This is a genomic window from Domibacillus tundrae (assembly GCF_000970675.1).
GTDB classification, from domain to species: domain Bacteria; phylum Bacillota; class Bacilli; order Bacillales; family Domibacillaceae; genus Domibacillus; species Domibacillus tundrae.
On sequence record NZ_LAJA01000018.1, the window covers coordinates 1 to 21,125 of the forward strand.

Annotated in this window: 16 protein-coding genes; 15 read left to right on the forward strand and 1 reads right to left on the reverse strand. The window is 45.7% G+C overall.

Translation table 11 applies throughout. The annotated features are described in order from the left end of the window. Nucleotides 1-265: 265 nt before the first annotated feature. The 3 genes from VQ00_RS14555 (at nt 266) to trpB (ending at nt 5,608) form a co-directional block, all read left to right on the forward strand. Nucleotides 266-2,356, forward strand: coding sequence for a sensor domain-containing protein (locus VQ00_RS14555; protein WP_052728563.1), 2,091 nt, complete (start codon nt 266-268; stop codon nt 2,354-2,356). 37 nt (nt 2,357-2,393) lie between these two features. Then, nucleotides 2,394-4,226, forward strand: coding sequence for a DUF2339 domain-containing protein (locus VQ00_RS14560; RefSeq protein WP_046180856.1), 1,833 nt, complete (start codon nt 2,394-2,396; stop codon nt 4,224-4,226). A 230-nt stretch (nt 4,227-4,456) separates the two neighbouring features. Then, nucleotides 4,457-5,608, forward strand: a complete 1,152-nt coding sequence (gene trpB, locus VQ00_RS14565; protein ID WP_046180857.1) for a tryptophan synthase subunit beta — start codon at nt 4,457-4,459, stop codon at nt 5,606-5,608. A 249-nt stretch (nt 5,609-5,857) separates the two neighbouring features. Here the strand turns inward: trpB and VQ00_RS14570 are convergent, their stop codons facing one another. Further along, nucleotides 5,858-8,032 carry a bifunctional diguanylate cyclase/phosphodiesterase gene (locus tag VQ00_RS14570; protein WP_052728565.1) on the reverse strand — a complete coding sequence of 725 codons (2,175 nt, stop codon included), beginning with the start codon at nt 8,030-8,032 and terminating at the stop codon, nt 5,858-5,860. A gap of 207 nt (nt 8,033-8,239) precedes the next feature. On the opposite strand from VQ00_RS14570, the gene VQ00_RS14575 reads away from it, so the two are divergent. The 12 genes from VQ00_RS14575 (at nt 8,240) to VQ00_RS14630 (ending at nt 21,053) form a co-directional block, all read left to right on the forward strand. Continuing rightward, entirely contained in the window at nt 8,240-8,635 is a 396-nt protein-coding gene (locus VQ00_RS14575; RefSeq protein ID WP_046180858.1) for a hypothetical protein, read from the forward strand. Nucleotides 8,636-9,560: 925 nt separating this feature from the next. Beyond that, nucleotides 9,561-10,673 carry an ABC transporter ATP-binding protein gene (locus VQ00_RS14580; protein ID WP_046180859.1) on the forward strand — a complete coding sequence of 371 codons (1,113 nt, stop codon included), beginning with the start codon at nt 9,561-9,563 and terminating at the stop codon, nt 10,671-10,673. Then, on the forward strand, nt 10,670-11,608 hold the full coding sequence (locus tag VQ00_RS14585; RefSeq protein ID WP_046180860.1) for a carbohydrate ABC transporter permease: 939 nt from the start codon (nt 10,670-10,672) through the stop codon (nt 11,606-11,608). The genes VQ00_RS14580 and VQ00_RS14585 overlap by 4 nt, the downstream gene beginning before the upstream one ends. Continuing rightward, the gene (locus VQ00_RS14590) at nt 11,605-12,423 is read left to right on the forward strand and encodes a carbohydrate ABC transporter permease (protein ID WP_156154080.1); all 819 of its coding nucleotides are present in this window, start codon (nt 11,605-11,607) and stop codon (nt 12,421-12,423) included. Before VQ00_RS14585 ends, VQ00_RS14590 begins: the two co-directional genes overlap by 4 nt. A gap of 30 nt (nt 12,424-12,453) precedes the next feature. Beyond that, entirely contained in the window at nt 12,454-13,794 is a 1,341-nt protein-coding gene (locus VQ00_RS14595) for an ABC transporter substrate-binding protein (protein ID WP_216595829.1), read from the forward strand. 75 nt (nt 13,795-13,869) lie between these two features. Beyond that, complete coding sequence (locus tag VQ00_RS14600) at nt 13,870-14,625, forward strand: glycerophosphodiester phosphodiesterase (protein ID WP_046180862.1); 756 nt, start codon at nt 13,870-13,872, stop codon at nt 14,623-14,625. Beyond that, nucleotides 14,603-15,400 (forward strand): glycerophosphodiester phosphodiesterase, encoded by a 798-nt coding sequence (locus tag VQ00_RS14605; RefSeq protein WP_082091585.1) that lies wholly within the window; start codon nt 14,603-14,605, stop codon nt 15,398-15,400. The genes VQ00_RS14600 and VQ00_RS14605 overlap by 23 nt, the downstream gene beginning before the upstream one ends. Before the next feature lie 146 nt (nt 15,401-15,546). After that, nucleotides 15,547-15,963 carry a MarR family winged helix-turn-helix transcriptional regulator gene (locus tag VQ00_RS14610; protein ID WP_052728567.1) on the forward strand — a complete coding sequence of 139 codons (417 nt, stop codon included), beginning with the start codon at nt 15,547-15,549 and terminating at the stop codon, nt 15,961-15,963. A 1-nt stretch (nt 15,964) separates the two neighbouring features. After that, nucleotides 15,965-17,530 (forward strand): MDR family MFS transporter, encoded by a 1,566-nt coding sequence (locus tag VQ00_RS14615; protein ID WP_046180864.1) that lies wholly within the window; start codon nt 15,965-15,967, stop codon nt 17,528-17,530. A gap of 126 nt (nt 17,531-17,656) precedes the next feature. Then, a complete protein-coding gene (locus VQ00_RS14620; protein WP_082091586.1) occupies nt 17,657-19,093 on the forward strand; it encodes an S-layer homology domain-containing protein in 1,437 nt (478 codons plus the stop codon). A 132-nt stretch (nt 19,094-19,225) separates the two neighbouring features. After that, nucleotides 19,226-19,954 (forward strand): ZIP family metal transporter, encoded by a 729-nt coding sequence (locus tag VQ00_RS14625; protein ID WP_046180865.1) that lies wholly within the window; start codon nt 19,226-19,228, stop codon nt 19,952-19,954. A 262-nt stretch (nt 19,955-20,216) separates the two neighbouring features. After that, nucleotides 20,217-21,053: an STAS domain-containing protein gene (locus VQ00_RS14630; protein WP_046180866.1), complete on the forward strand. Its 837-nt coding sequence runs from the start codon at nt 20,217-20,219 to the stop codon at nt 21,051-21,053. The last annotated feature ends 72 nt before the right edge of the window (nt 21,054-21,125 follow it).

Below are 21,125 nucleotides of genomic sequence, written 5' to 3' on the forward strand. Positions count from 1 at the left end.
CCAATCCTTCGATTTTCAATATTATTAAGTATTATTTTATCAAATTTGGAATAAAAAACAAAAGCTTTTGCTTCGTAAACCGAAATTCACCCCGCCACTTATCATTGGTCTTCGCCCATCACATGATTGAAGTGGGGGTACTCTTTCGGTAAAATCTGATAGAAACAGATTGAGAGTAGAACGATGTTTTGCCCGGCCATTCAAGTTTGAACGGTGACGAGCAAAAGGAGATAAAAATAATTTTTCTACTGCAGGAGGTGGTAACATGAACAGGAAGAAAAAAAGGAGAACTGGTTACCGAAAAAAACAAGGAGCATTACTCGATCCACTTCCACATAATGAAGCAGATGTGATTTTATTTATGGATATTGAAGGAAAAGTGATCCAGGCGAATCGAGGATTTACTGACCTGTTCGGCTGGAAAGAAGCCGAATTGATGGGACGGTTTCTGGATGATTTGGATTTTATTCCGGAATCGCTGCAGGAGGAATTTGTTCTGGATGTCGAGCAGCTGCTCAGCGGAAAAATGATTCCGCTGAAGCAGACGAAACGCAGCCGGAAAGATGGTCAGCTGATCGACGTATCTGTTGCGTTTACGCCTGTCCGGAACGAACGTCAGGAAATAATGGCGTTTGTGTCTATATTCCGGGAAGCGCCGGAGCATCTCCAGACGAAAAAGCGGCTGAAAGAAAGTGAGCAGCGGTATAAGTCGCTGTTTGATTACAATCCGCACGCCGTGTATACATTTGATCTGGAAGGGAAGTTTACAAGCGGCAATAAAGCGTTCGAGCAGTTAACCGGGTATCCTGTACAACATATGCTTCAAACGTCTTTTGTTTTTTCAGTCGTCCCTGAGGACCGGGAGCGGGTGACGGTGCATTTCAATAAAGCCTTAAAAGGAAAGACACAGGAATACGAAGCCGACATTATCGATCGATCGGGACAGCGGAAAAATTTACATATCGTCAATTCACCGATTGTGGTGGACGATGAAATTGTCGGCATTTACGGGATTGCCACCAATATTACGGATCGAAAAAAAGATGAAGAAAAACTGGAAAGGCTGGCGTTTTATGACCAAACGACGGGAGCGGCTAACCGCCACCTTTTCAGCAGGGATATAAAGACTGTTTTAGGGGAAGCAAAAGAGAATCAATCGGGCTTTGCCCTGCTTCACTTGAATGGGGACCGGTTTAAATATGTAAATGAAGCGCTCGGCATGGAAGCGGGAGATGTGGTGCTGAAAAGCATGACTGCGCGGATCCGTTCGTGTCTTCCGGTGCATGGAACGTTATACCGCCTCGATGGAAATGATTTTTATATAATTCTTCATCCTTTGCCCGTAATTGAAGAAGCCGGAGAGGTCGCTGAAAAGATCGTGGAAGCGTTTCGGCGGCCGTGGAAAGTAAACAGCCATGAATTGATAGTAACTGCAAGCATCGGCATTGCGCTTTATCCACAAAATGGCGAAGTGGAAGAGCTGCTTGTGAAAAGGAGCGGCCAGGCGCTTGATCATGTGAAGAGCGAAGGCAAAAACATGTATCAATTTTTCGATGAGTCGATCGGCAGCTGCTCCGATACGATTTTAGAATTCGAAATGGATTTGCAGCACGCGATCGAGCGGAATGAATTTCAATTGTTTTATCAGCCTAAAATCGATTTGCATACGGAGCGTGTCATCGGTGCAGAAGCCTTGATTCGGTGGAATCATCCTGAAAAAGGAATGATCAGTCCGGATCAGTTTATTCCGCTCGCTGAACAAAACGGGCAAATATATGAAATAACGAAGTGGGTGTTAAAAGAAGCATGCCGGCAGAGCCGGGAGTGGACGGAGCAAAATCTGCCAAGCCACGTTTCGGTCAATATTTCATCTCACCATTTATACCGGAAAGACCTTGTCAGCACGATTTTACAGACGATTGCGGAATCCGGCATTCAGACGAATCAGTTAGAAGTGGAAATTACGGAAAACGGGCTTGTGCAAAATGTGGACGTCGCAATTGAAACGATATCGATCTTGAAAAAAATGGGCGTCCGCGTCTCGATTGATGATTTTGGCACTGGTTTTTCATCCTTGTCCCATTTAAAAGTGCTGCCGGTGGACATTTTGAAAATTGACCGTTCTTTTATCCGAGAGCTGCCGACGAGCGGGAAAGACCAAATGATCGTGCGGTCTATTATCCAGCTGGCTAATGCAGTTGGGCTCTCGGTGGTGGCGGAAGGCGTGGAAGAAAAAGAGCATTTGCTGATCTTAAAAGAGCTGGGCTGCCAGATTGCTCAAGGATTCTTTATCAGCAAGCCGGTTCCGAATGAGGAATATGTAAAATGGCTCAGCCAATCACCATTTACCTTCTAAAAATCAACAGAATCAAACAAATAAAGGAGGTTGTCGCATGCCTGATAAAGAGTTGTCGCTTGAAGAGCGAATCAGTCGTCTCGAGTCTGAGCTAAGCGAGACCCAGCTGGAACTGAAATGGATAAAACAATCGATTCAGCTGCCCAGTAAGCCGAAAGCAGAAGAAAAACCTGCAGCGGCCTCTCCGCCTGCTTTGCAGCCGGCTGGTGAAAAACCAGCAATAAGTAAGCCGGCCGCCGGGAAGAAAGTGCCAGACATTCGCTGGGATGAAGCCCTTCAGCGGATCTGGCTCCCGCGCGTCTTTTTATTTGTGCTGATTATTGGGTTTATCTGGGGGTTTGTCGCGGCCGTAGAAGAAGGCTGGATTACAGAGCCGATGCGGATTGCGATTGGCTTTCTTACCAGCGGCATCTTGTGGGCGCTCGGAAACCGCCAGAGCAAGGCAGGGAGAAAGCCCCTTGGCGTAACCCTGACCGCTGGAAGCTTAGTTTTGCTGACACTGACCACATTCGCCATGAATACTTTGTACGGCTATATCGGATTCTGGGTGGCTTTTATTTTCTTCACCGCCTGGATTGCGCTCGGTCTTTGGGCATCTCATCATTATCAGTCTGAAGCGCTTGGTCTCTTAATCGCAATAGGCGGGTACTTGGTTCCGTTTATGCTGGACGGTGCCAGTCATCCAAACCATTTGCTCTTTTATTTATATGAACTTGGCTTATATCTAGCCTTTTGGGTTTATGCGCGCCGCCAGTCTTTTACCTACTTGTATTACACGTCTTATTTTCTGCTTCATGCCGTTTTATTTATGTACAGTGTTATTGCCGGGCCGTTCTACACGTCTGTGATGCTGATTCTTGTTGCCTTAAATCTTGCGCACCTTGTGCTGGCCCTTGTTGAACAGGACGGTCTTCTTCACTATTCCTCTTTTGTCGCGTTGCATGTTGTCCTTTTGTTTTATAGTTCAGAACAATGGATACATATGGAACTTACGGCCATTATGGCTCTTGTACAGCACCTTGTGCTGGTAGGCCTTTACTTTTTCTTGCCAAAACGGGAAGACAGCGAAGTATACGGCGGATTGCTGGCGAGTTTGTTTCTGTTTGCCTCCTGGATTGGGAGCACGTGGGCAGATTACCAGATTATTTGGATGCTTGCCGTGCTTACGGCGTTTCATGCAGGCCTGCTTCTGTATTACTGGAACAAGAAGGAAGAAAACCGGGCTCATGCCGCGGTTTTAACGACTGTTTCTCTTGGCCTCTATCTTTACCATGCTTTCGATTCAAGCCTTCTTCCGCTTCTTTACATTCTGGAAGGTGCCGCCGGCATGTTTATTGGTGCGTGGATCGGCCGGAAATTTCAGTGGGGACTTGCGGCATTTGTGTTTATAGCAGGATGGCTTGGTGTTCTTGTTCAATATCCGGATTTCTTTTTCTCTGCTGTCACGGCCGGGTATCTTTCGCTCTTAGTCACGCTCGGTGCCATGGTATACTGGCGAAAACACGTATTCTTTTCGGAGTGGCCATTCTACTCCAAAGCGTCTGTTCTCGCTTTCTGTGCATCTATTTTGTATATCCTGACCATTTACACAGAATTTGCGTTTCAACATACATCTCACCAAGCCATATCGATTGCCATTTCCTCTTCCTGGCTGCTTTATGCGATTGCACTCACTGCAGTCGGCCGGTTTTATAGGTATCCCCGCCTCCAAACTGCTGGTACTGTTATGCTGTTTGTGGTGCTCTTAAAAGTAGCTTTTTTCGATATCACCATTTCTTCTATTGCATTAAAAGCAGTACTGTTTGTCGTTCTTGGCAGCATCGGCCTCTTGGTATCGCGACTTTTATACCAGTCTGATAAAGAAAAGTAAGGGTTGCTGCTCCTAAACGAAAAACAAAAAGGCGTGGCGTTTACAAAATAGATGCGTAAGCAATGACTTTATAGGGAAAGGCAGCCGTGACACTTACAGACTATCTTTTTCTGCCATTTTCCTTTAAGAACGCTCTTGAAGATAAACCTGTTTTTAGTTGTCGATTGAAAAAGCGGCCCGTTGTAGTAAACTTATGTTGTCAGAAAAATCAAAGAATGGATGTGTAAGAGATGACAGAAGCAGGGTTTTTTGGCCAGTTTGGCGGGAGTTTTGTTCCTCCTGAGCTAAAGGAAGCATTGGATTATTTGGGTGAGCAGTTTGAAAAGTACAAAGATGAGCCGGAATTTAACGAGGAGTTTCGTTATTATTTAAAAGAATACATTGGCCGGGAAAATCCACTTACATACGCCGAACGGCTGACAGAAAGATTAGGCGGGGCCAAGATTTACTTGAAACGGGAAGACTTGAATCATACAGGATCGCACAAAATTAATAATGCGCTCGGGCAGATTTTGCTGGCAAAGCGGATGAATGCGCACCGGATCATTGCGGAAACAGGTGCGGGCCAGCACGGGGTGGCGACGGCAACAGCGTGTGCGATGTTCGGGATGGAGTGCATCATTTACATGGGAGCGGAAGATATGCGCCGCCAACAGTTAAATGTGTTCCGGATGGAGCTATTGGGCGCGAAGGTAGTCGGTGTAGAGGACGGACAGGGCCGTCTGAAGGATGCAGTAGATGCGGCACTCAATGATTATGTCGCGAATTATAAAAATACGTTTTATTTACTTGGTTCGGCTGTCGGCCCGCATCCATATCCGACGATGGTGAAGCACTTTCACTCGATCATCAGCGAAGAATCGAAGCGGCAGATTTTAGAGAAGGAAGGGCGCCTGCCGGATGCGGTGATGGCATGTGTCGGCGGCGGGAGTAATGCGATCGGGTCGTTTGCCCATTATATTGATGAACCGTCCGTGCGGCTGATCGGCGCTGAGCCGTCTGAAGCGGCATCGCTCACAAAAGGCGTGCCTGCTGTGCTTCACGGCTTTAAATGTTACGTATTGCTCGACGCGCAAGGAAATCCGCAGCCGACGTATTCCATTGCGGCGGGTCTTGATTATCCAGGGATCGGGCCTGAGCATAGCTACTTGAAAGAAAGCGGCCGTGCCGAGTATTACACCATCACAAATGAGGAAGTGCTCCAAGCGTTTAAGGAGCTGTCCCGTATTGAAGGCATTATTCCGGCCCTAGAAAGTGCGCACGCGGTGGCGCTCGTGATGAAGATGGCGCCGGACATGGAAAAAGACCAGGTCGTCATTGTCAATTTGTCCGGGCGCGGCGATAAAGACGTGCAACAGGTGTTTGAGATGGAGCAGCCCTGATTTTTTGTGTGCAGAAGGAAAATAGTGAATCTGATTGCACAGCTACAGCATAAAAAAGCAAAGGTAACAGAATGTGCAGGCTGGGGCGTATATTTACGGGAACGCTAGGAAGAGGCATTTTGCTGCCCATTTATCATTAAAGGTGAAGGTGTGCCCGGCTTGCGCTTCGGAAAGTGACTAAATCTGTAACGAATAGGGAAGGAAGAAGCAGCCAGCTAATTCAGCAGGCTGCTTTGTACTTTCATCTTATCAAGAGCTGATATGGGTTGTTTGGTCAAAAAATTCATCAGGCGGCACCGGTCTTCCGAGTAAATACCCTTGAGCGGCATCACATTGGTATTCTTTTAAAATGGCGAGCTGTTCCTCCGTTTCAACGCCTTCTGCGACAACGTGGAGACCGAGGTGATGAGCCATTAAAATGATCGTGGTGGCAATTTTTTCGGAACTTTCATTCACTGCAATGTCACGAACAAATGACTGGTCTATTTTTAATGTATCAAGCGGCAGTTTTTGCAAATAGCTGAGCGAGCTGTAGCCGGTGCCGAAGTCGTCGATCGAGATAAACACGCCAATGTCTTTTAATCGCCGCAAAACAGCTGCGGCATTGTCGGTATCCATTGTCATGCTTTCGGTTATTTCACATGTTAGTTGAGAAGGCTCAACGCCCGTTTCTTTTAAAATCGTCTCAATCGTTCCGGCGAGGTTTGGCTGATAAAGCTGGGAAATGGATAAATTGACTGACATAAATGTAAGGATCAGCCCTTGCTCCTGCCACGTTTTAAATTGCTGGCAGGCCGTCTGAATCACCCATTCACCGATCGGGATAATAAGATCTGTTTCTTCTGCAAGAGGAATAAATTCGATGGGGGATACGAAACCGAAGAGACGGCTGTTCCAGCGAATCAGCGCTTCTGCCCCCTGAACCTGTCCCGTGCATAAATGTTGAATCGGCTGATAGACAAGTGTTAATTCGTTTCGTGCAATGGCTGACCGGAGCTCGCTTTCCATTTTCAGCTTTTTCAGTGACTGGCGGTCCAGCAAATTCGTGTAAAACTGAAAGGTATTCCGTCCATGCTTTTTCGCCTCGTACATGGCAATGTCTGCTTTTCGAAACAGTTCTTGTTCTTGCAGGCCGTCCTGCGGGTATAAGCTGATGCCAATGCTTGCGGTCATAAACAAGTCATTTTCATGCAATGAAAAAGGCTCACGGAAAGTGGCGAGGATGGATTCTGCTATTTCAGCAGCCGCTTTGCTGCTCGTCTGTCCAACCCAAATCGTAAATTCATCGCCGCCTTCACGGGAAAAAAGCGTATGTTCGCCGAGACACGATTGAATCCGGTCGACGATCATCGTGAGCAGTTCATCTCCCGTCTTATGGCCGAAGGAATCATTTACAAATTTAAAGCGGTCCAAATCAAGAAAGAAAAGAGCGTGTGTGTGATCCGGGTAAAGAGCGATCGCGTTTTCGAGCGTCTGGCGGAAATGCCGGCGGTTTGGCAGGCCGGTTAAATGGTCGTGATACGCCAGCTTTTGAATTTGTTCTTTTGCTTTATAATGCTGAATGGCGATGCTCGTTAAATCCGTTGCTTCCTGAATTATCTGTTTGTCAGCTTTTGTCGGTGCCGCAATGCGATCGTAATACATCGCGAACGTTCCGATGACTTGCTGATCATCGTCAAAAACCGGGGTGGACCAGCATGCTTTCAAATCGTACTTTAATGCGATGTCTTTATGTTGCACGCAGCGCGGGTCATTTTCGATGTCCGTCACGATCACCGGTTTTTTCAAAAAAGCTGCGGTTCCGCACGAGCCCTGATTCTCTCCGATGGCTAAACCGTTTATAAATGAAATATACTCGTCAGGCAAATGGGGAGCAGCACCGTGAAAAAGATGTTTCTTTTCATCGTCAAGCAGCAAAATCGAGCACGGATGTCCCGGAGAAATGTGCTCCATTGTCTCGACAATTTGGCGAAGAACATCACGAAAGGGCGCTCCTTTGGCAATCATCTGCAAGATGGCATTCTGACCGTTTAACAGCTCGCTCGTATATCGTTCCTCCGTCCGCACCCGCCCGATTCCGATTGCCCCGTGGATGCGGCCTTCGCTGTAAATAGGCACAGCATTGACCGATAAATGGATGATATCCCCTTCTTTATTTCGAAAGGTCATCCGGAACGACGATTTGTTTCCTTTAAATACATGGCGAAAATGGGCCTGCACAGCCGCTATATGTTCTTTTGGAATGACTTCTTTATAATCCATATGAAAAAATTCAGCTGATGTGTAGCCTAAAATCTGTGCGGCTGCTTTATTCATAAGCTGAATTTTCCCTTTTGTATCCATCGCGAATGAAATTTCGTCATCTTGTTCAAACAAAGATTGATAAACATCGAGCAGTGACGAAGACCCAAAAATATTTTTCATGACACCTGCTCCTTTTTTTGTAAACGGTTAATTTTATCCTACTAAAAATTTGTCGAATGAGCCATCAGAAATCAATGAAGATGTATATCAGTTTCAACAAAAATAACTGTACATTTTCGTCATGTTTGACAAACAATCGTTTTCTTCCTAGGAAAAGTGTTCTATACTTTAAAATATGAATATTCGAATAATAAGGAGGCAGATTCTATGGCATTTAAAGATCAATTATTTACACTATTCGATGATCGTTTTAAAGATGAATTATTTTTAACGGATTTATTTTTGAATTTTTATGGAAAATTAGAGGTATTCGACAACGAATTGGAAAAGTATGTGTCAGTTGGTCTGGATGTTGTCTTTGAAGCGGCAGAAAATGCCGCTGCGCTCCGGATTGAAGACCGGTTTCTCCGCTTTGATGTTGTCTTTGATGAAACAGAGCCATTTATTCAAGTGACGTGCGGAAAAACGACCGATGAGGAGCCGGACATTGTCGACAATATTTATGCGGACAAGGCGGCGTATCCGGACAGCTTATATTGGCAGCTCGGGGAAGAAAAAGCATTTGATGCATATTTAAAATCGGCATTTGGCCGTTTCCTTTAAAATAGCAAATAGGAAAACCAGCTGTGGATGCAGCTGGTTTCAGACTGTAGACAAATAAAATCTTTAATGAATTTCCTTTTGTTTCTTCACATGAGAGCTGTTTTGACGGGAGCCGATAAGGCGGCGGGGGCGCGGCTTCGCTTTCCATGGAGCAGGCGCTGAGCTCGTCTCCGCCGCTTTGCGGCAGATCCGATCTCAGCTGCCCTGCCAGTCCCATAGGAGTCTTTGCCGCGCCCCCGCCGCTTGTGCTTTTAAACGAAACAGCAATGTCTGGCAGATCCATCTTTTTCAACAGCGACAATGGCGCAAGAGTATGCCGTCATTGTTTCTGGCGTTTGTTCCATACATACAGCCTATCAGGACTTGCTTCTTCTCGCTGCTTTTCTAAAACAGTTGGTGAAGCCGCACGGATGAAGACTCCTGCGAGAAGTATAGTGAGTCGGGAGATCCCACAGGCGTAGCCGAGGAAGCTCCCGCACTGCCCGCGGAAAGCGAAGTCCGGGCGGTTTCACCTATCCGCTCCAGGTAAAAAACGAGCCTGCTTCTCTGAAAGATATCTGCCTTTTTCGACAATAGAAATTTTTAAAAAACGAATGTTGACAGTCTCAAACCAGCTGTGGATGCAGCTGGTTTTTTTGCGTGAAATGGGACGGCAATTTTATTAATAGGATGTTAAGAAGTGTATAGCTGCTTGTAAAAAAAACATGGAATAATTAGGTGCTTATTCACGATGCGAATATCATTTTTTGGGACTAAATATTCGTATAAATTCCTTTATAAGTAAATTAAGTGAATCTTTTGTTGTTCTTTACGGGTTGAAATATTTTATAAACAAAACGTTAAAGTTTTCTGTTAATTTTGTAAAAAATGATTTTTTACGACTGTTTCGTGTTTAAATGATGCTTGTGCAAAGGAGGAAATTGGAATGAGCCATATTGAGCTTTTGAATGTGTCAAAGTCGTACGATAAGCAGCGAAGTGTACTGAATGAAATTGATGTTTCCATTGAAAAAGGTGAATTTTTCGTCCTGGTTGGTCCATCCGGTTCCGGTAAAAGCACGCTGCTTCGCATGATTGCCGGATTAGAAGAGATTACCAGCGGCACATTACATATGAACGGGCAGGTCGTCAATCACTTGCCGCCAAAAGACCGCCATTTATCAATGGTCTTTCAAAATTACGCCCTTTACCCGCATCTGACAGTGGAACAAAACATTTTGTTTGGCTTGAACGCGAAAAAGATGGACAAAAAAGAACAGAAAAAGCGGCTTCACGAAACAGCGGAGATGATGGGACTGACGGAGCTATTGAAACGAAAGCCAAGGCAGTTGTCAGGAGGTCAGCGCCAGCGTGTTGCTCTTGCACGGTCGGTAGTCAGTGAAGCGCCGCTTTGCCTGATGGACGAGCCGCTGTCGAACTTGGATGCGAAACTTCGGGCGCACATGCGCATGGAAATCCGCCGGCTGCAAAAAAAGCTGGGTTTGACAATGGTGTACGTGACACATGATCAGGTTGAGGCGATGACAATGGGCGACCGGATTATGGTATTAAATGACGGGAAGGTGCAGCAGGTCGGGGAGCCGATTGCGCTGTACAATGAGCCGGCTAACGTCTTTGTTGCGTCATTTATCGGGTCGCCAAAGATGAACATGGGCCGTGCTGTCGTGAAAGGCCAGCAGTTGGTGGTTGAAGACAGCCTGTCGATCCCTGTTGAAGCCGCGGATGTGGTTGATTTGCCCAAAAACCGAAAAATGATCGCGGGCATTCGAGCAGAACATCTTTCCCAGGTAACGTCAGATGAAAAAACACATGTGCTCGACGTGATCAGTGTCGAACATCTTGGCAATGAAACAATGGTGACGTTTGAAGTCGGACGGGAGTTTTGGACGGCCAAGTGGCTCGGCCAGCAAATTGTCCATGTGGGGGACCGTGTGCCTGTTGGACTATCTGTGAAAAATATCTCCTTTTTTGATGCGGAAACAGGGGAGTTGATGAAAGCAGCTTCTTCACAGAAACAAAAAGAAGGAGTGGCTATATGAACGGGGCAGCCGTTTCGGTTCAATCAGATGCAGCGGATTTAATAGAAAAGGAGAAAAGAAAGCGGCGAACTAAAAATGTTCTAAAAGGTATTCTGTTTTTGCTGCCGTCGATCGTGTTTTTCTCCATCTTTTTATTTTATCCGATGATCCGGACGGTCTATTTAAGCTTTTTCCTCACAAACGCAAGCGGGGCGCCGACCGTTTTTGTCGGGATGGATAATTTCATCCAAATCTTTTCAGCGCCGCTTTTTTTAAACAGTTTGAAGACAACGTTTTTATTCGTGCTGTACACAGTGCCGGGGACCATTGTCATCAGCTTGTTTCTGGCGGTCATCGCCAATGAAAAGCTGCGGGGCATTGGGGTGTTTCGGACAATTTTCTCATCGACGATGGGCATTTCTGTTGCGGCGGCCTCGGTATTTTGGATGTTTTTGTTCCATCCGACGATGGGCTGGCTGAATCAGTTTTTATCCATTTTCGGCATGGAAGCGATCGGCTGGCTGACGGATCCAAAATGGGCACTTCTGTCGGTCTCCCTCTCGACCATTTGGATGAACATCGGCTTTACGTTTTTAATTTTGCTCGGCGGTCTTCAGTCGATCGACTCGTATTTGTATGAAAGTGCGGACATTGACGGAGCAGGCTATTTTTACAAGCTGCGCCGCATTACTGTGCCCATGCTGTCGCCGACGCTGTTTTTCGTCGTAACGGTCACGCTTATTAACGCCTTTCAAACATTTGGCCAGGTGGATATGCTGACAAGAGGCGGCCCGCAAAATGAAACAAATGTTATCGTCTATTCCATTTACCGGGATGCGTTCGTCAATTACCAGTACGGCACAGCGAGTGCGCAGGCGGTGATCCTATTTGCCATCATTTTAGGGCTGACACTTCTGCAATTTAAGCTGGGAGAAAGGAAGGTCCATTATCAATGATCATGCCGTTGTATAAAAAAGTGGTGCTGTATTTGCTCCTAAGTGTATCGGCATTTTTCATTTTCGCGCCGGCTATTATGGCGCTGGTGATGAGCTTTATGCCAAGCGAGCAAATTTTAACGGGGACGATTATTCCTGATTCGCTGACACTGGATCATTACCGGCAGGCGTTTGAGCGATTTCCTTTATTAAGCTATTTAACAAACAGCTTGATTGTGTCGCTGTTGATTATGGCCGGCCAGCTTCTCCTGTCGAGCCTGGCAGCGTATGCGTTTGTGTTTTTGGAGTTTAAAGGACGGGATGCGCTCTTTTTCTTATTTATTGCCACGATGATGATTCCGTTTGAGGCGTCGATCATTCCAAATTTCCAGACGATTCGGGATATGAATCTTCTAAATACGTATACAGGATTGTCGCTGCCGTTTTTTGCAATGGCATTCGGTACGTTTTTATTGCGGCAAACCTTTAAGCAAATTCCAAAAGAACTGAAAGAAGCAAGCGAAATTGCAGGAATGGGCGACTTGAAATTTTATTTGACCGTTGTGCTGCCAGTCGCCAAAACGAGCCTGGTCACGCTTGGAGTGTATGGCTTTTTAAGTGCGTGGAACATGTATTTGTGGCCGCTTCTTGCCACAACGGATGATTCGGTCCGCACCGTGCAAATCGGGCTAAAGCAGCTGCAGTCACAGGAGCAGCTGAATGAATGGGGTGTTATTATGGCTGGCGGCATCATCGTCGTGCTCCCGACCTTAATTCTGTTATTTTTAGGGCAAAAGAAATTGCAAAAAGGATTAACAGAAGGGGCTTTAAAATAAAAAATTAAATGGAAAAGGGCGTGTATGGACATGAAGAAACAGCTTGCGTATGGAATACTGGGTCTTTCTTTGTTTGCGGCAGGATGCAGTTCCAATGGTACAGAAGCAGAAAGCGGCACAGCACCGAAGACCGAAGATGGCAAAACGATCGTGACATTTTGGCATGCAATGGGCGGCCAGGGGCAAGAAGCGCTTAATGAAACGGTGGCGGATTATAATGCCTCGCAGGATGACGTGCAGGTAAACGCAGAATTTCAGGGTACATACGAGGAATCACTTCCAAAGTTCCATAGTGTAGCGGGAACGGATCAGGCACCGACGGTTATTCAAGTACAGGAAATTGGTTCGATGTCGATGATCAACAGCGGCAATATTGAACCGATTCAAAAATTTATTGATGAAGAAAAGTATGACATGAGTATTTTGGAAGAAAACATTAGTAACTACTACAAAATTGATGATCAGTTTTATTCCATGCCCTTCAACTCGTCCACACCGGTTATGTACTACAATAAGGACGCATTTAAAGCGGCCGGCTTAGATCCGGAAGCACCGCCTGAAACATACGAAGAAGTAGAAGCAGCGGCAAAAGCCATTACTGAATCCAACCCAGAAATGAAAGGATTTGCGCTTCAGGCATACGGCTGGCTTTACGAGGAGCTCCTGGCCAACCAAGGCGGCTTGCTGATGAACAATGACAATGGCCGGTCTGATACGCCGACAGAAGTGGCATTTGATAATGAAAAAGGAAAGTCGACATTTGAATGGGTGAAACGGATGATGGACGCCGGCACGTTTGCAAACTATGGTACGAACGGCGACAACATGATCGCAGGCTTTTTAGCAGGCGATGCAGCAATGTTCCTGCAGTCGTCGGCTTCATCGCGTGATGTTATTGACAACGCTCCATTTGAAGTAGGCGTCGCATTCATCCCACATCCGGAAGCGGAAGAACGCCAAGGCGTGGTCATCGGCGGGGCAAGCCTTTGGATGTCAAGCGGCAAGTCGGAAGAAGAACAGCAGGCAGCATGGGATTTCATGAAATATGTACAAACACCGGAAGCGCAGGCGAAATGGCATGTCGGCACGGGCTACTTTGCGATCAATCCGGCAGCGTATGACGAACAAGTGGTGAAGGATGCCCACGCAAAAATGCCACAGCTGAAAACGGCGATTGAACAGCTGCAGGCAACAAAGCCCTCTTATGAAACGCAAGGTGCCATCATGGATATGATTCCGGAAGAACGGAAAATCATCGAAACAGCGCTAGAAACCGTTTATAACGGCGGCGATGTGGACGAGGCATTTAATACAGCGGTTGAGCAGGTTAATGCGGCGATTAAGCAGGCGAATGCAGCCCGCGGAAAGTAAGAAAAAGAAGAGAATAAAGCTCCGGCTTTATTCTCCTCTTTTTATCTAATAGAAGGAGAAAGGAATGAAGACTCAATGAAAACGAGTATATACGGACATCGCGGCTGTAAAGGCACGCTTCCGGAAAATACACTGCTTGGTTTTAAGCGGGCGATCGAGCTGGGCGTTGACGGGCTTGAAATCGACATACATATGACGAAAGATGGTGAATTGGTCGTCATTCACGATGAAACATTGGACCGGACGACAAATGGAGAAGGGTTTATTTGCGAGGCGTCAATTGGAGAAATAAACATGTACAGCGCCGGCATTCGTTTTTCAGGACTGCCAGGGTATGAAGAAGCATGGAATCTGGAACGTGTACCGGCATTACAAAACGTGCTGGAGTTGCTTGCTCCTTATAAAACCGAGCTGAATATCGAGCTGAAAACATATGCGATTCCATACGAAGGCATAGAAAAACGGTTGCTTGAAACAGTTGGAAAATATGGACATGACCGTAAAATTGTTTATTCTTCTTTTCATTTGCCGACGTTGATCCGTTTGAAAGAACTGGATTCTTCGGCTGAAACCGCCTGGCTGTTGAATGCGCCCATTTCTTTACCAAGTGATTATATGGAGACATTCGGCTTTGAGTCACTTCATTTATCAAAAGACGTGTATTTTGCCCATGAAGCGCAATTGAAAGGGATCGCGGACCGACTCCGGATTTGGACCGTCAACGATCCGGGGGAAATCGCAAAATTAGCAGAAGCAGGCGTCGCAGCGATTATCACTGATTTTCCGGAACGGGCATTGACGATCCGAAATGACCAAACGACAGCTGTTTAAATGGTCACTGTTCCTTCTTGTTTTTTTGACTGGCTGCGAAAATCTGGAGAATGATGAACCGCCAAAGCTTTTTGCCCACCGAGGAGCCAGTGATCAATTTAATGAGAGTACACTCACTGCGTATAAAATTGCCTCGACTGAGGGCGTCGACGCACTTGAAATCGATTTGCGGATGACGTCGGACAGGGTACTGGTCGTGATGCATGACGAAACCATTGACCGGACGACGGACGGAAGCGGATCGGTGGCGGCATTCACATTCGATGAACTGTCTGCCTATCCGACAGTCGGTAACGGCGGACGTGAAGAGATGATTCCCCGGCTGCGCGATCTTTTTGATACATTCGGGGGAACCGAGCATTATTATATTGAGACTCGGCTTGTTGACGGGGAAGCTGTAATGGAGCGGCCGCTGATCGATTTGTTGAACGAATACAGCCTGATTGAGCAAAAAAAGGTCACCATTCAGTCATTTTCTCAAAAAAGCCTTCGTCAAGTGAAAAAGCTGGCACCCAGTGTGCCGCTGACACGGTTATTTGGTAAAGGAAAGGACAACATCGTGCAGGCCTCCTTGCCGCTTTATGACAACATTGGAATTGAATCGACCGATGCAACGCAGCAAAGCGTCACGATTCTTCATCTCCTTGGAAAAGACGTTCATGTTTTTTTCAATGAGCCAAAAAAGGAAAAGGCGGAACAGAAGCGGGTTGAGAAGCTTGGCGTCAACGGTTATTTTACCAATCACACTTCTTTTACAAAAAAATTGATTCGTTGAATAAAGGAAAGCGGTCTGGCTTTAGATGCAGGCCCGCTTTTTTTGCGTTGAAAATAAAATTGACAAATATATTTAATGGGGCTAATATTTAAATACATTAAATTTTTATATTGTTTAACTATTAAATAATGAAAGGAATAGATGAGGTGAATTCATTACCAGAACGATTTCAACTGGCGTTTCAAGTGCTGAAGCGCGGAATTGCTTCTTCCCATTTAGAGCTGGAAGAGCCGGTAACGGGCCCGCAGCTGTACATGCTTCATTTTATTGAAGAAAAAGGGAAGTGCAAGCTCACGCAGCTGGCGGAACGGCTCGATGTGAAGCCAAGTGCGATCACAGTCATGATCGATCGTTTGGAGAAGTCAGGATTTGTGAACCGAACGCGGGACGATGCAGACCGGCGTGCCGTATGGGCAGAAGTGACGGAAGACGGAAGAGGGGTATTGCAGCGCGCGCGTGAGAAACAAAACCGGAAAATTGAAACATATTTAACGAAATTAACACCGGAAGAAGCCGAGCAGTCTGTCAAACTTTTGGAAAAAATGATAAGCGGGGAATGGTAGAATGGAAGAATTATCACATAAACGAAAAGTAACGGTCATGGCCGCCGTTATGATGGCCATGTTTTTTGCGGCGATAAATCAGACAATTGTTAGTACGGCGATGCCGCGCATTATCGCAATACTCGGCGGTATGGATCACTATTCATGGGTTATTACCATTTACATGCTGACGTCAACCATTGCGACCGTTCTCGTTGGAAAGTTATCCGATATGTATGGACGGAAGCCATTTTTGTTAGCGGGTGTAATTATTTTTATGATCGGAGCTTTCCTGTGCGGCTTGTCGAATGATATTTTTCAATTGATTACGTACCGTGGCATTCAAGGCGTGGGGGCCGGTATTATTATGTCGAGCGCGTTTACAGCGGTAGGAGATTTGTTTTCACCGCGTGAACGGGGCAAATGGACCGGCCTGATGATGGCAGTATTCGGTTTTTCAAGTGTGCTTGGCCCGACGCTTGGCGGCTGGCTTGTCGATCATATGGACTGGCACTGGCTATTTTGGATTTTCCTTCCAATTGGGATCGTTGCCCTCGTCATGATCATTGCGCTTTTTCCAAAAACGGAGCGGAAAACAGATGAGAAAATTGATTATCTTGGCTCCCTGTTTTTAAGCTTGATGATTATTGCGCTTCTGCTCGGCTTTTCATGGGGAGGAACCGAGTATGAGTGGGGTTCTGTGCAAATTATCGGCTTGTTTATTGCCTCCGCTCTATTTCTTGGTTTGTTTATTGTGGCGGAGAAAAAAGCGTCCAGCCCGGTATTGCCGCTGTCGCTTTTTAAAAATGACATTGTCGTGATTTCCAATACGATCGGCTTTATTATGAATGCCGGCATGATGGGCGCCCTTATTTATCTGCCGTTTTTTGTGCAGGGAGTGGAAGGCATTTCACCAACGTATTCCGGGTATGTGACGATGCCGATGTCTATTACGATGGTCGTAGTAAGTGCCATTACTGGACGGAAAATTTCCGCGACAGGCAAATATAAACGATTTGCGCTGCTCGGGCTGCCGTTTATGGTTGCCGGACTGTCCATTATGGCATATATGGACAGTATTGCGGTGGCGGTTGTGGCAATGGTTGTATTTGGTCTTGGTCTTGGCCTTGGCATGCCAATCTTCTCGCTGACTGTTCAAAATGCCGTCAGCCCAAAAGAGCTTGGTGTCGCGACGGCATCCTCACAATTGTTCCGGAACATGGGCGGCACGATCGGGATTGCCATCATGGGAACGATTATGCAGACGAGCTTAAAGCATAATATGGAAGACGCGGCGAAAGGGATGGATACCTCGGCGATTGATCCGGCGGTGGCGCAACAACTTGCAGCGTTTCAAAATCCCGAAATGCTTTTGGATCAGCCGAAGCTTGAACAGCTCCAGCAAACCCTGCCACCGGATATCCAGCCTGTTGTAGCCGGAATGATCGAGACGCTGCGTGAGTCGTTAAGTGACGCGTTGACAACCGTCTTTTTATCGGGGGATGCACTCGTTCTTGTGGCGTTTATTTTAGTGTTTTTCCTGCGGGAAATTCCGCTTCGGACATCGAATAAAGAAACTGGTGAATAAAAAAAGCGGTTCGTTCATTGGGACGAACCGCTTTTTTTGTTCCTATTTCTATGAAACTTAAAAAGCATTGCTTAGTATTAAATCTCCTAATATGGTAGAGTAAAGGAAAAAAAGAGAAACGAAGAAATGAAAAAATCAGTTCAAACCGTGGGGCTTTTGTCGGTGCTTGCAGCGGGTTTATCGTTTAGTGGACAAGCGTCAGCTGCTTCTTCGGCATGTTCGGCTTACGGGGAATTGCAGCCGGGTGTAAACCCGTCTTATCAGCATTTGAATTGCTTGGTGACGGAAGAAGCACTTGAACAGGAAATCCCGCCAGAAGTAGTCAAAGCGGTCATTACGCAAGAAAATGGTGATTGGAAGCATTTCGATCAAAATGGGAATGCGATTGTATCGGCGGACGGCGGGATTGGTCTTATGCAGCTGACGAATCAATTACAGTTTGATCAAAACCGCTTGAAAACGGACCTTATTTACAATATAGAATCGGGCGTCAAGGTTTTAGATGAAATGTACGACCGGAACGTCCCGAAAATTGTGGGTGAGGATCGTGACGTCATTGAAAACTGGTATTTCCCGGTGATGGCGTATAACGGGTTAAAACCAGTAAACAGTCCGATTAAAAAAGAGACAGGACAAGTGAATACGGGCGCTTACCAGGAACAGGTTTTTGCCAAAATCGAAGCGGAAAGCTATTTAAAAGATACAAATCTGACAGCATTTCCATTTCAAGCAGAAGACTTTCAATATAGCCCGGATTCAGACGGAAATATTGTTTTTAACAAAATGAGGTATTCACTGACGGAAAAAACACACAAAACCGTGTATCAGTTGAAGGCCGGCGACCGGGTCATCACTAAAGGCAGCCTGAAAGACATCCCGAAATTACGCAAAGTCCCAGGGGGAACAAGCACGGATATTATTACTTCTATTCCCGAAAATACCGTCCTGACGGTAACAGGCTCGTTTCAATATAATCAAAACCCTGGCAGCACCCAGCAGTTTGTCTGGTATCCGGTGAAAACAGCCTCCGGGGAATCGGGCTTTATTTCCTCGGCGTATATTGAAAAAACGGACAAGCCAGCATTATCTTTTTCAGATGTACCGGCGGGATATGGGTTTTATAACGATATTATGGCATTGACCAGCCAGGGCATTATAAACGGTTTTGATGACAATTCGTTTCGTCCTGGTGAAAATGTTACGCGCAGACAAGCGGCTATTATGATGCTTTGGGCACTCGAATTGCCTTATGACGGGATGGATGTAACCGTAGCGATTGAAAAACATGGCATTATGAGCGGATACACGGACGGTCATTTTTATGAAGACCGTCCGGTAACACGGGCACAAATGGCGATCATCCTGTCCAACGCGTTTGATTTGACAAAATCAGCACCGATTTCATTTATTGACGTTCACGATAAAATGAGAGCGTATGAGTCGATTAAACGGGTTGTGGCGGCGAACATTTCAAAGGGATACAACAACAATACGTTCAGACCGAATCAGCCGGTAACACGACAAGAATTTGCGGCGTTACTAAATCGGGCACTTCAACAGTAAAAAACGAGTCCTGCCATTTCTGGCAGGCTCTTTTTTTACTGTTGAAACAATGTGTAAAATTCAAAACAAAGCGTTTTTAAATTTAATAATATGGGAAGGATAGAGAGAATAGAAAAAGGGAGGGGCTTGCACATGTGGCATGCATTAATGTGGGGTGGTGTGTCAGGATCAGCCGTTTTAATTGGCGCACTGGCTGCCCTGTTTGTGCCGATTCAAAAGCGCCTGATCGGGTATATTATGGCGTTTGGAACCGGCGTCCTGATCGGGGCGGCGTCATTTGAACTGCTCAGTGAATCAGCGAAAAATGGCGGGTTTTTAGCGACCGGTGCCGGCTTTTTAGCAGGCGCGCTCGTATTTACGCTATTAGACATTGTGATCGCGCAAAAAGGGGCGAAAAAGCGAAAACGGTCGCATGGCCAGGCCTCGGATCAAGGATCAGGCCTGGCCATTTTCATCGGGACTGTTATGGATGCGATTCCGGAATCGATTATGATCGGTGCCAGTTTATTAGCCGGGAAAGGCGTTAGTTTATTGCTTGTGATCGCGATTTTTATCAGCAATGTGCCGGAAGGGCTTTCGGGTACAACTGGTCTCTTGAAGAGCGGTTATTCCAAAAAAAAGATTTTTCTTTTATGGCTGACGGTGCTTGTCACCTCGGCATTAAGTGCATGGGGCGGCTACGTTTTCCTCGGCAGTGCGAGTGAGGCCGTCATGGCTGCGATCGCTGCTTTTGCGGGCGGCGGAATTATCGCGATGGTCGGATCGACGATGATGCCGGAAGCATTTCAAGAAGGCGGCCCGGTCGTCGGCTTCATGGCTGCTCTTGGCTTGTTCATTTCTCTTTTATTAAATGAACTTTAACTAAAAAGAGGGGGTATAAGTAAACATTATTCCTAGAAGGAATACACTATCTTAGAATATGGTATCACGCATTATATCTTTAGGGATAAAGCTTTATAAACGATTTATCCCTATTTTTTATACAAAGAACTACTTAGAAGAACCCTTTACTACAACAAATCAACGGATTTGCTACAGCATATAAATGTTGTCCAACAAACATATCCAATTTCTGAATTTAAGGATATAATTAAGCGATATATAGATAAGGACGTGAAGAATAATGAACACGATCTCAATTATGGCGAAATATCTTACTGACAATTCCGAATCATTGGCTATTAAAATCGTTGATGATATTCTTCAACGATTTGAGGTTGAATTTCCTGAAGAAGAGATAACTTATTATCACGGCGTTTACACTGAGTTTATAGAGTTATTGGCTGAGTCTATTCGGTTAAATGAAAATAAAGTGCCACATGGTTTTATCGAAATGAGCAAAAAAAATGGAGAACGTCAAGCAGCGCTAAAGGGAAGAATTTCAAGTATGATAGGACGCTATCCTGCTATTCGATTAGGTTTTATCGAACAAATCACGAAAATTTCTATAGAGCATGGACTTTCTACAGAGGATACGGTCACGCTAAATAAAACGGTCAACCATATGCTCGACGTCAGCGTTACAGAGACCATACTTGCCTTTGAACGACAAACAGATAATCTTCTTGATGAAAGAGAAAGAGAGATTAATGAAAAACAAAGAGCGATTAATGAATTATCGGCTCCCATTGTGCCTATTCAAGATGGGATTGCCATTCTTCCCCTGATCGGGACCGTTGATTCATACAGAGTTGAACATATTTTAAATAAGGTTTTACCGGGTATCCCCCATTTAAAGGTTGAGTATCTTATTATTGATTTTTCCGGCATTGTGACGATTGATACAGACGTTGCCCATCATTTATTTAGAGTATATGATGTTCTTCGTTTGTTGGGAATAAATGTTCTTTTTACGGGCATTCGCCCTGATTTAGCTACAAAAGCGATTAGTGGGGGAATCGATTTTTCGTCGATTAAGACATATGCTAATGTTAAGCAGGCGATAGAGAATATAAAGTAAGGCCTCCATTGCCATGACGATTTATTATATACTTTTTGTATCCACTTCATCTCCGCCTCATGAATAAAATTT

Excerpts from the sequence above, each read along its gene's own strand:
- VQ00_RS14630 (WP_046180866.1), top strand. The coding sequence starts at position 20,217 with ATGAACACGATCTCAATTATGGCGAAATATCTTACTGACAATTCCGAA.
- VQ00_RS14620 (WP_082091586.1), top strand. The coding sequence starts at position 17,657 with ATGAAAAAATCAGTTCAAACCGTGGGGCTTTTGTCGGTGCTTGCAGCG.
- VQ00_RS14580 (WP_046180859.1), top strand. The coding sequence starts at position 9,561 with ATGAGCCATATTGAGCTTTTGAATGTGTCAAAGTCGTACGATAAGCAG.
- VQ00_RS14590 (WP_156154080.1), top strand. The coding sequence starts at position 11,605 with ATGATCATGCCGTTGTATAAAAAAGTGGTGCTGTATTTGCTCCTAAGT.
- trpB (WP_046180857.1), top strand. The coding sequence starts at position 4,457 with ATGACAGAAGCAGGGTTTTTTGGCCAGTTTGGCGGGAGTTTTGTTCCT.
- VQ00_RS14560 (WP_046180856.1), top strand. The coding sequence starts at position 2,394 with ATGCCTGATAAAGAGTTGTCGCTTGAAGAGCGAATCAGTCGTCTCGAG.
- VQ00_RS14570 (WP_052728565.1), bottom strand. The coding sequence starts at position 8,032 with ATGAAAAATATTTTTGGGTCTTCGTCACTGCTCGATGTTTATCAATCT.
- VQ00_RS14575 (WP_046180858.1), top strand. The coding sequence starts at position 8,240 with ATGGCATTTAAAGATCAATTATTTACACTATTCGATGATCGTTTTAAA.
- VQ00_RS14585 (WP_046180860.1), top strand. The coding sequence starts at position 10,670 with ATGAACGGGGCAGCCGTTTCGGTTCAATCAGATGCAGCGGATTTAATA.
- VQ00_RS14605 (WP_082091585.1), top strand. The coding sequence starts at position 14,603 with ATGACCAAACGACAGCTGTTTAAATGGTCACTGTTCCTTCTTGTTTTT.
- VQ00_RS14615 (WP_046180864.1), top strand. The coding sequence starts at position 15,965 with ATGGAAGAATTATCACATAAACGAAAAGTAACGGTCATGGCCGCCGTT.
- VQ00_RS14600 (WP_046180862.1), top strand. The coding sequence starts at position 13,870 with ATGAAAACGAGTATATACGGACATCGCGGCTGTAAAGGCACGCTTCCG.
- VQ00_RS14555 (WP_052728563.1), top strand. The coding sequence starts at position 266 with ATGAACAGGAAGAAAAAAAGGAGAACTGGTTACCGAAAAAAACAAGGA.
- VQ00_RS14595 (WP_216595829.1), top strand. The coding sequence starts at position 12,454 with ATGAAGAAACAGCTTGCGTATGGAATACTGGGTCTTTCTTTGTTTGCG.
- VQ00_RS14625 (WP_046180865.1), top strand. The coding sequence starts at position 19,226 with ATGTGGCATGCATTAATGTGGGGTGGTGTGTCAGGATCAGCCGTTTTA.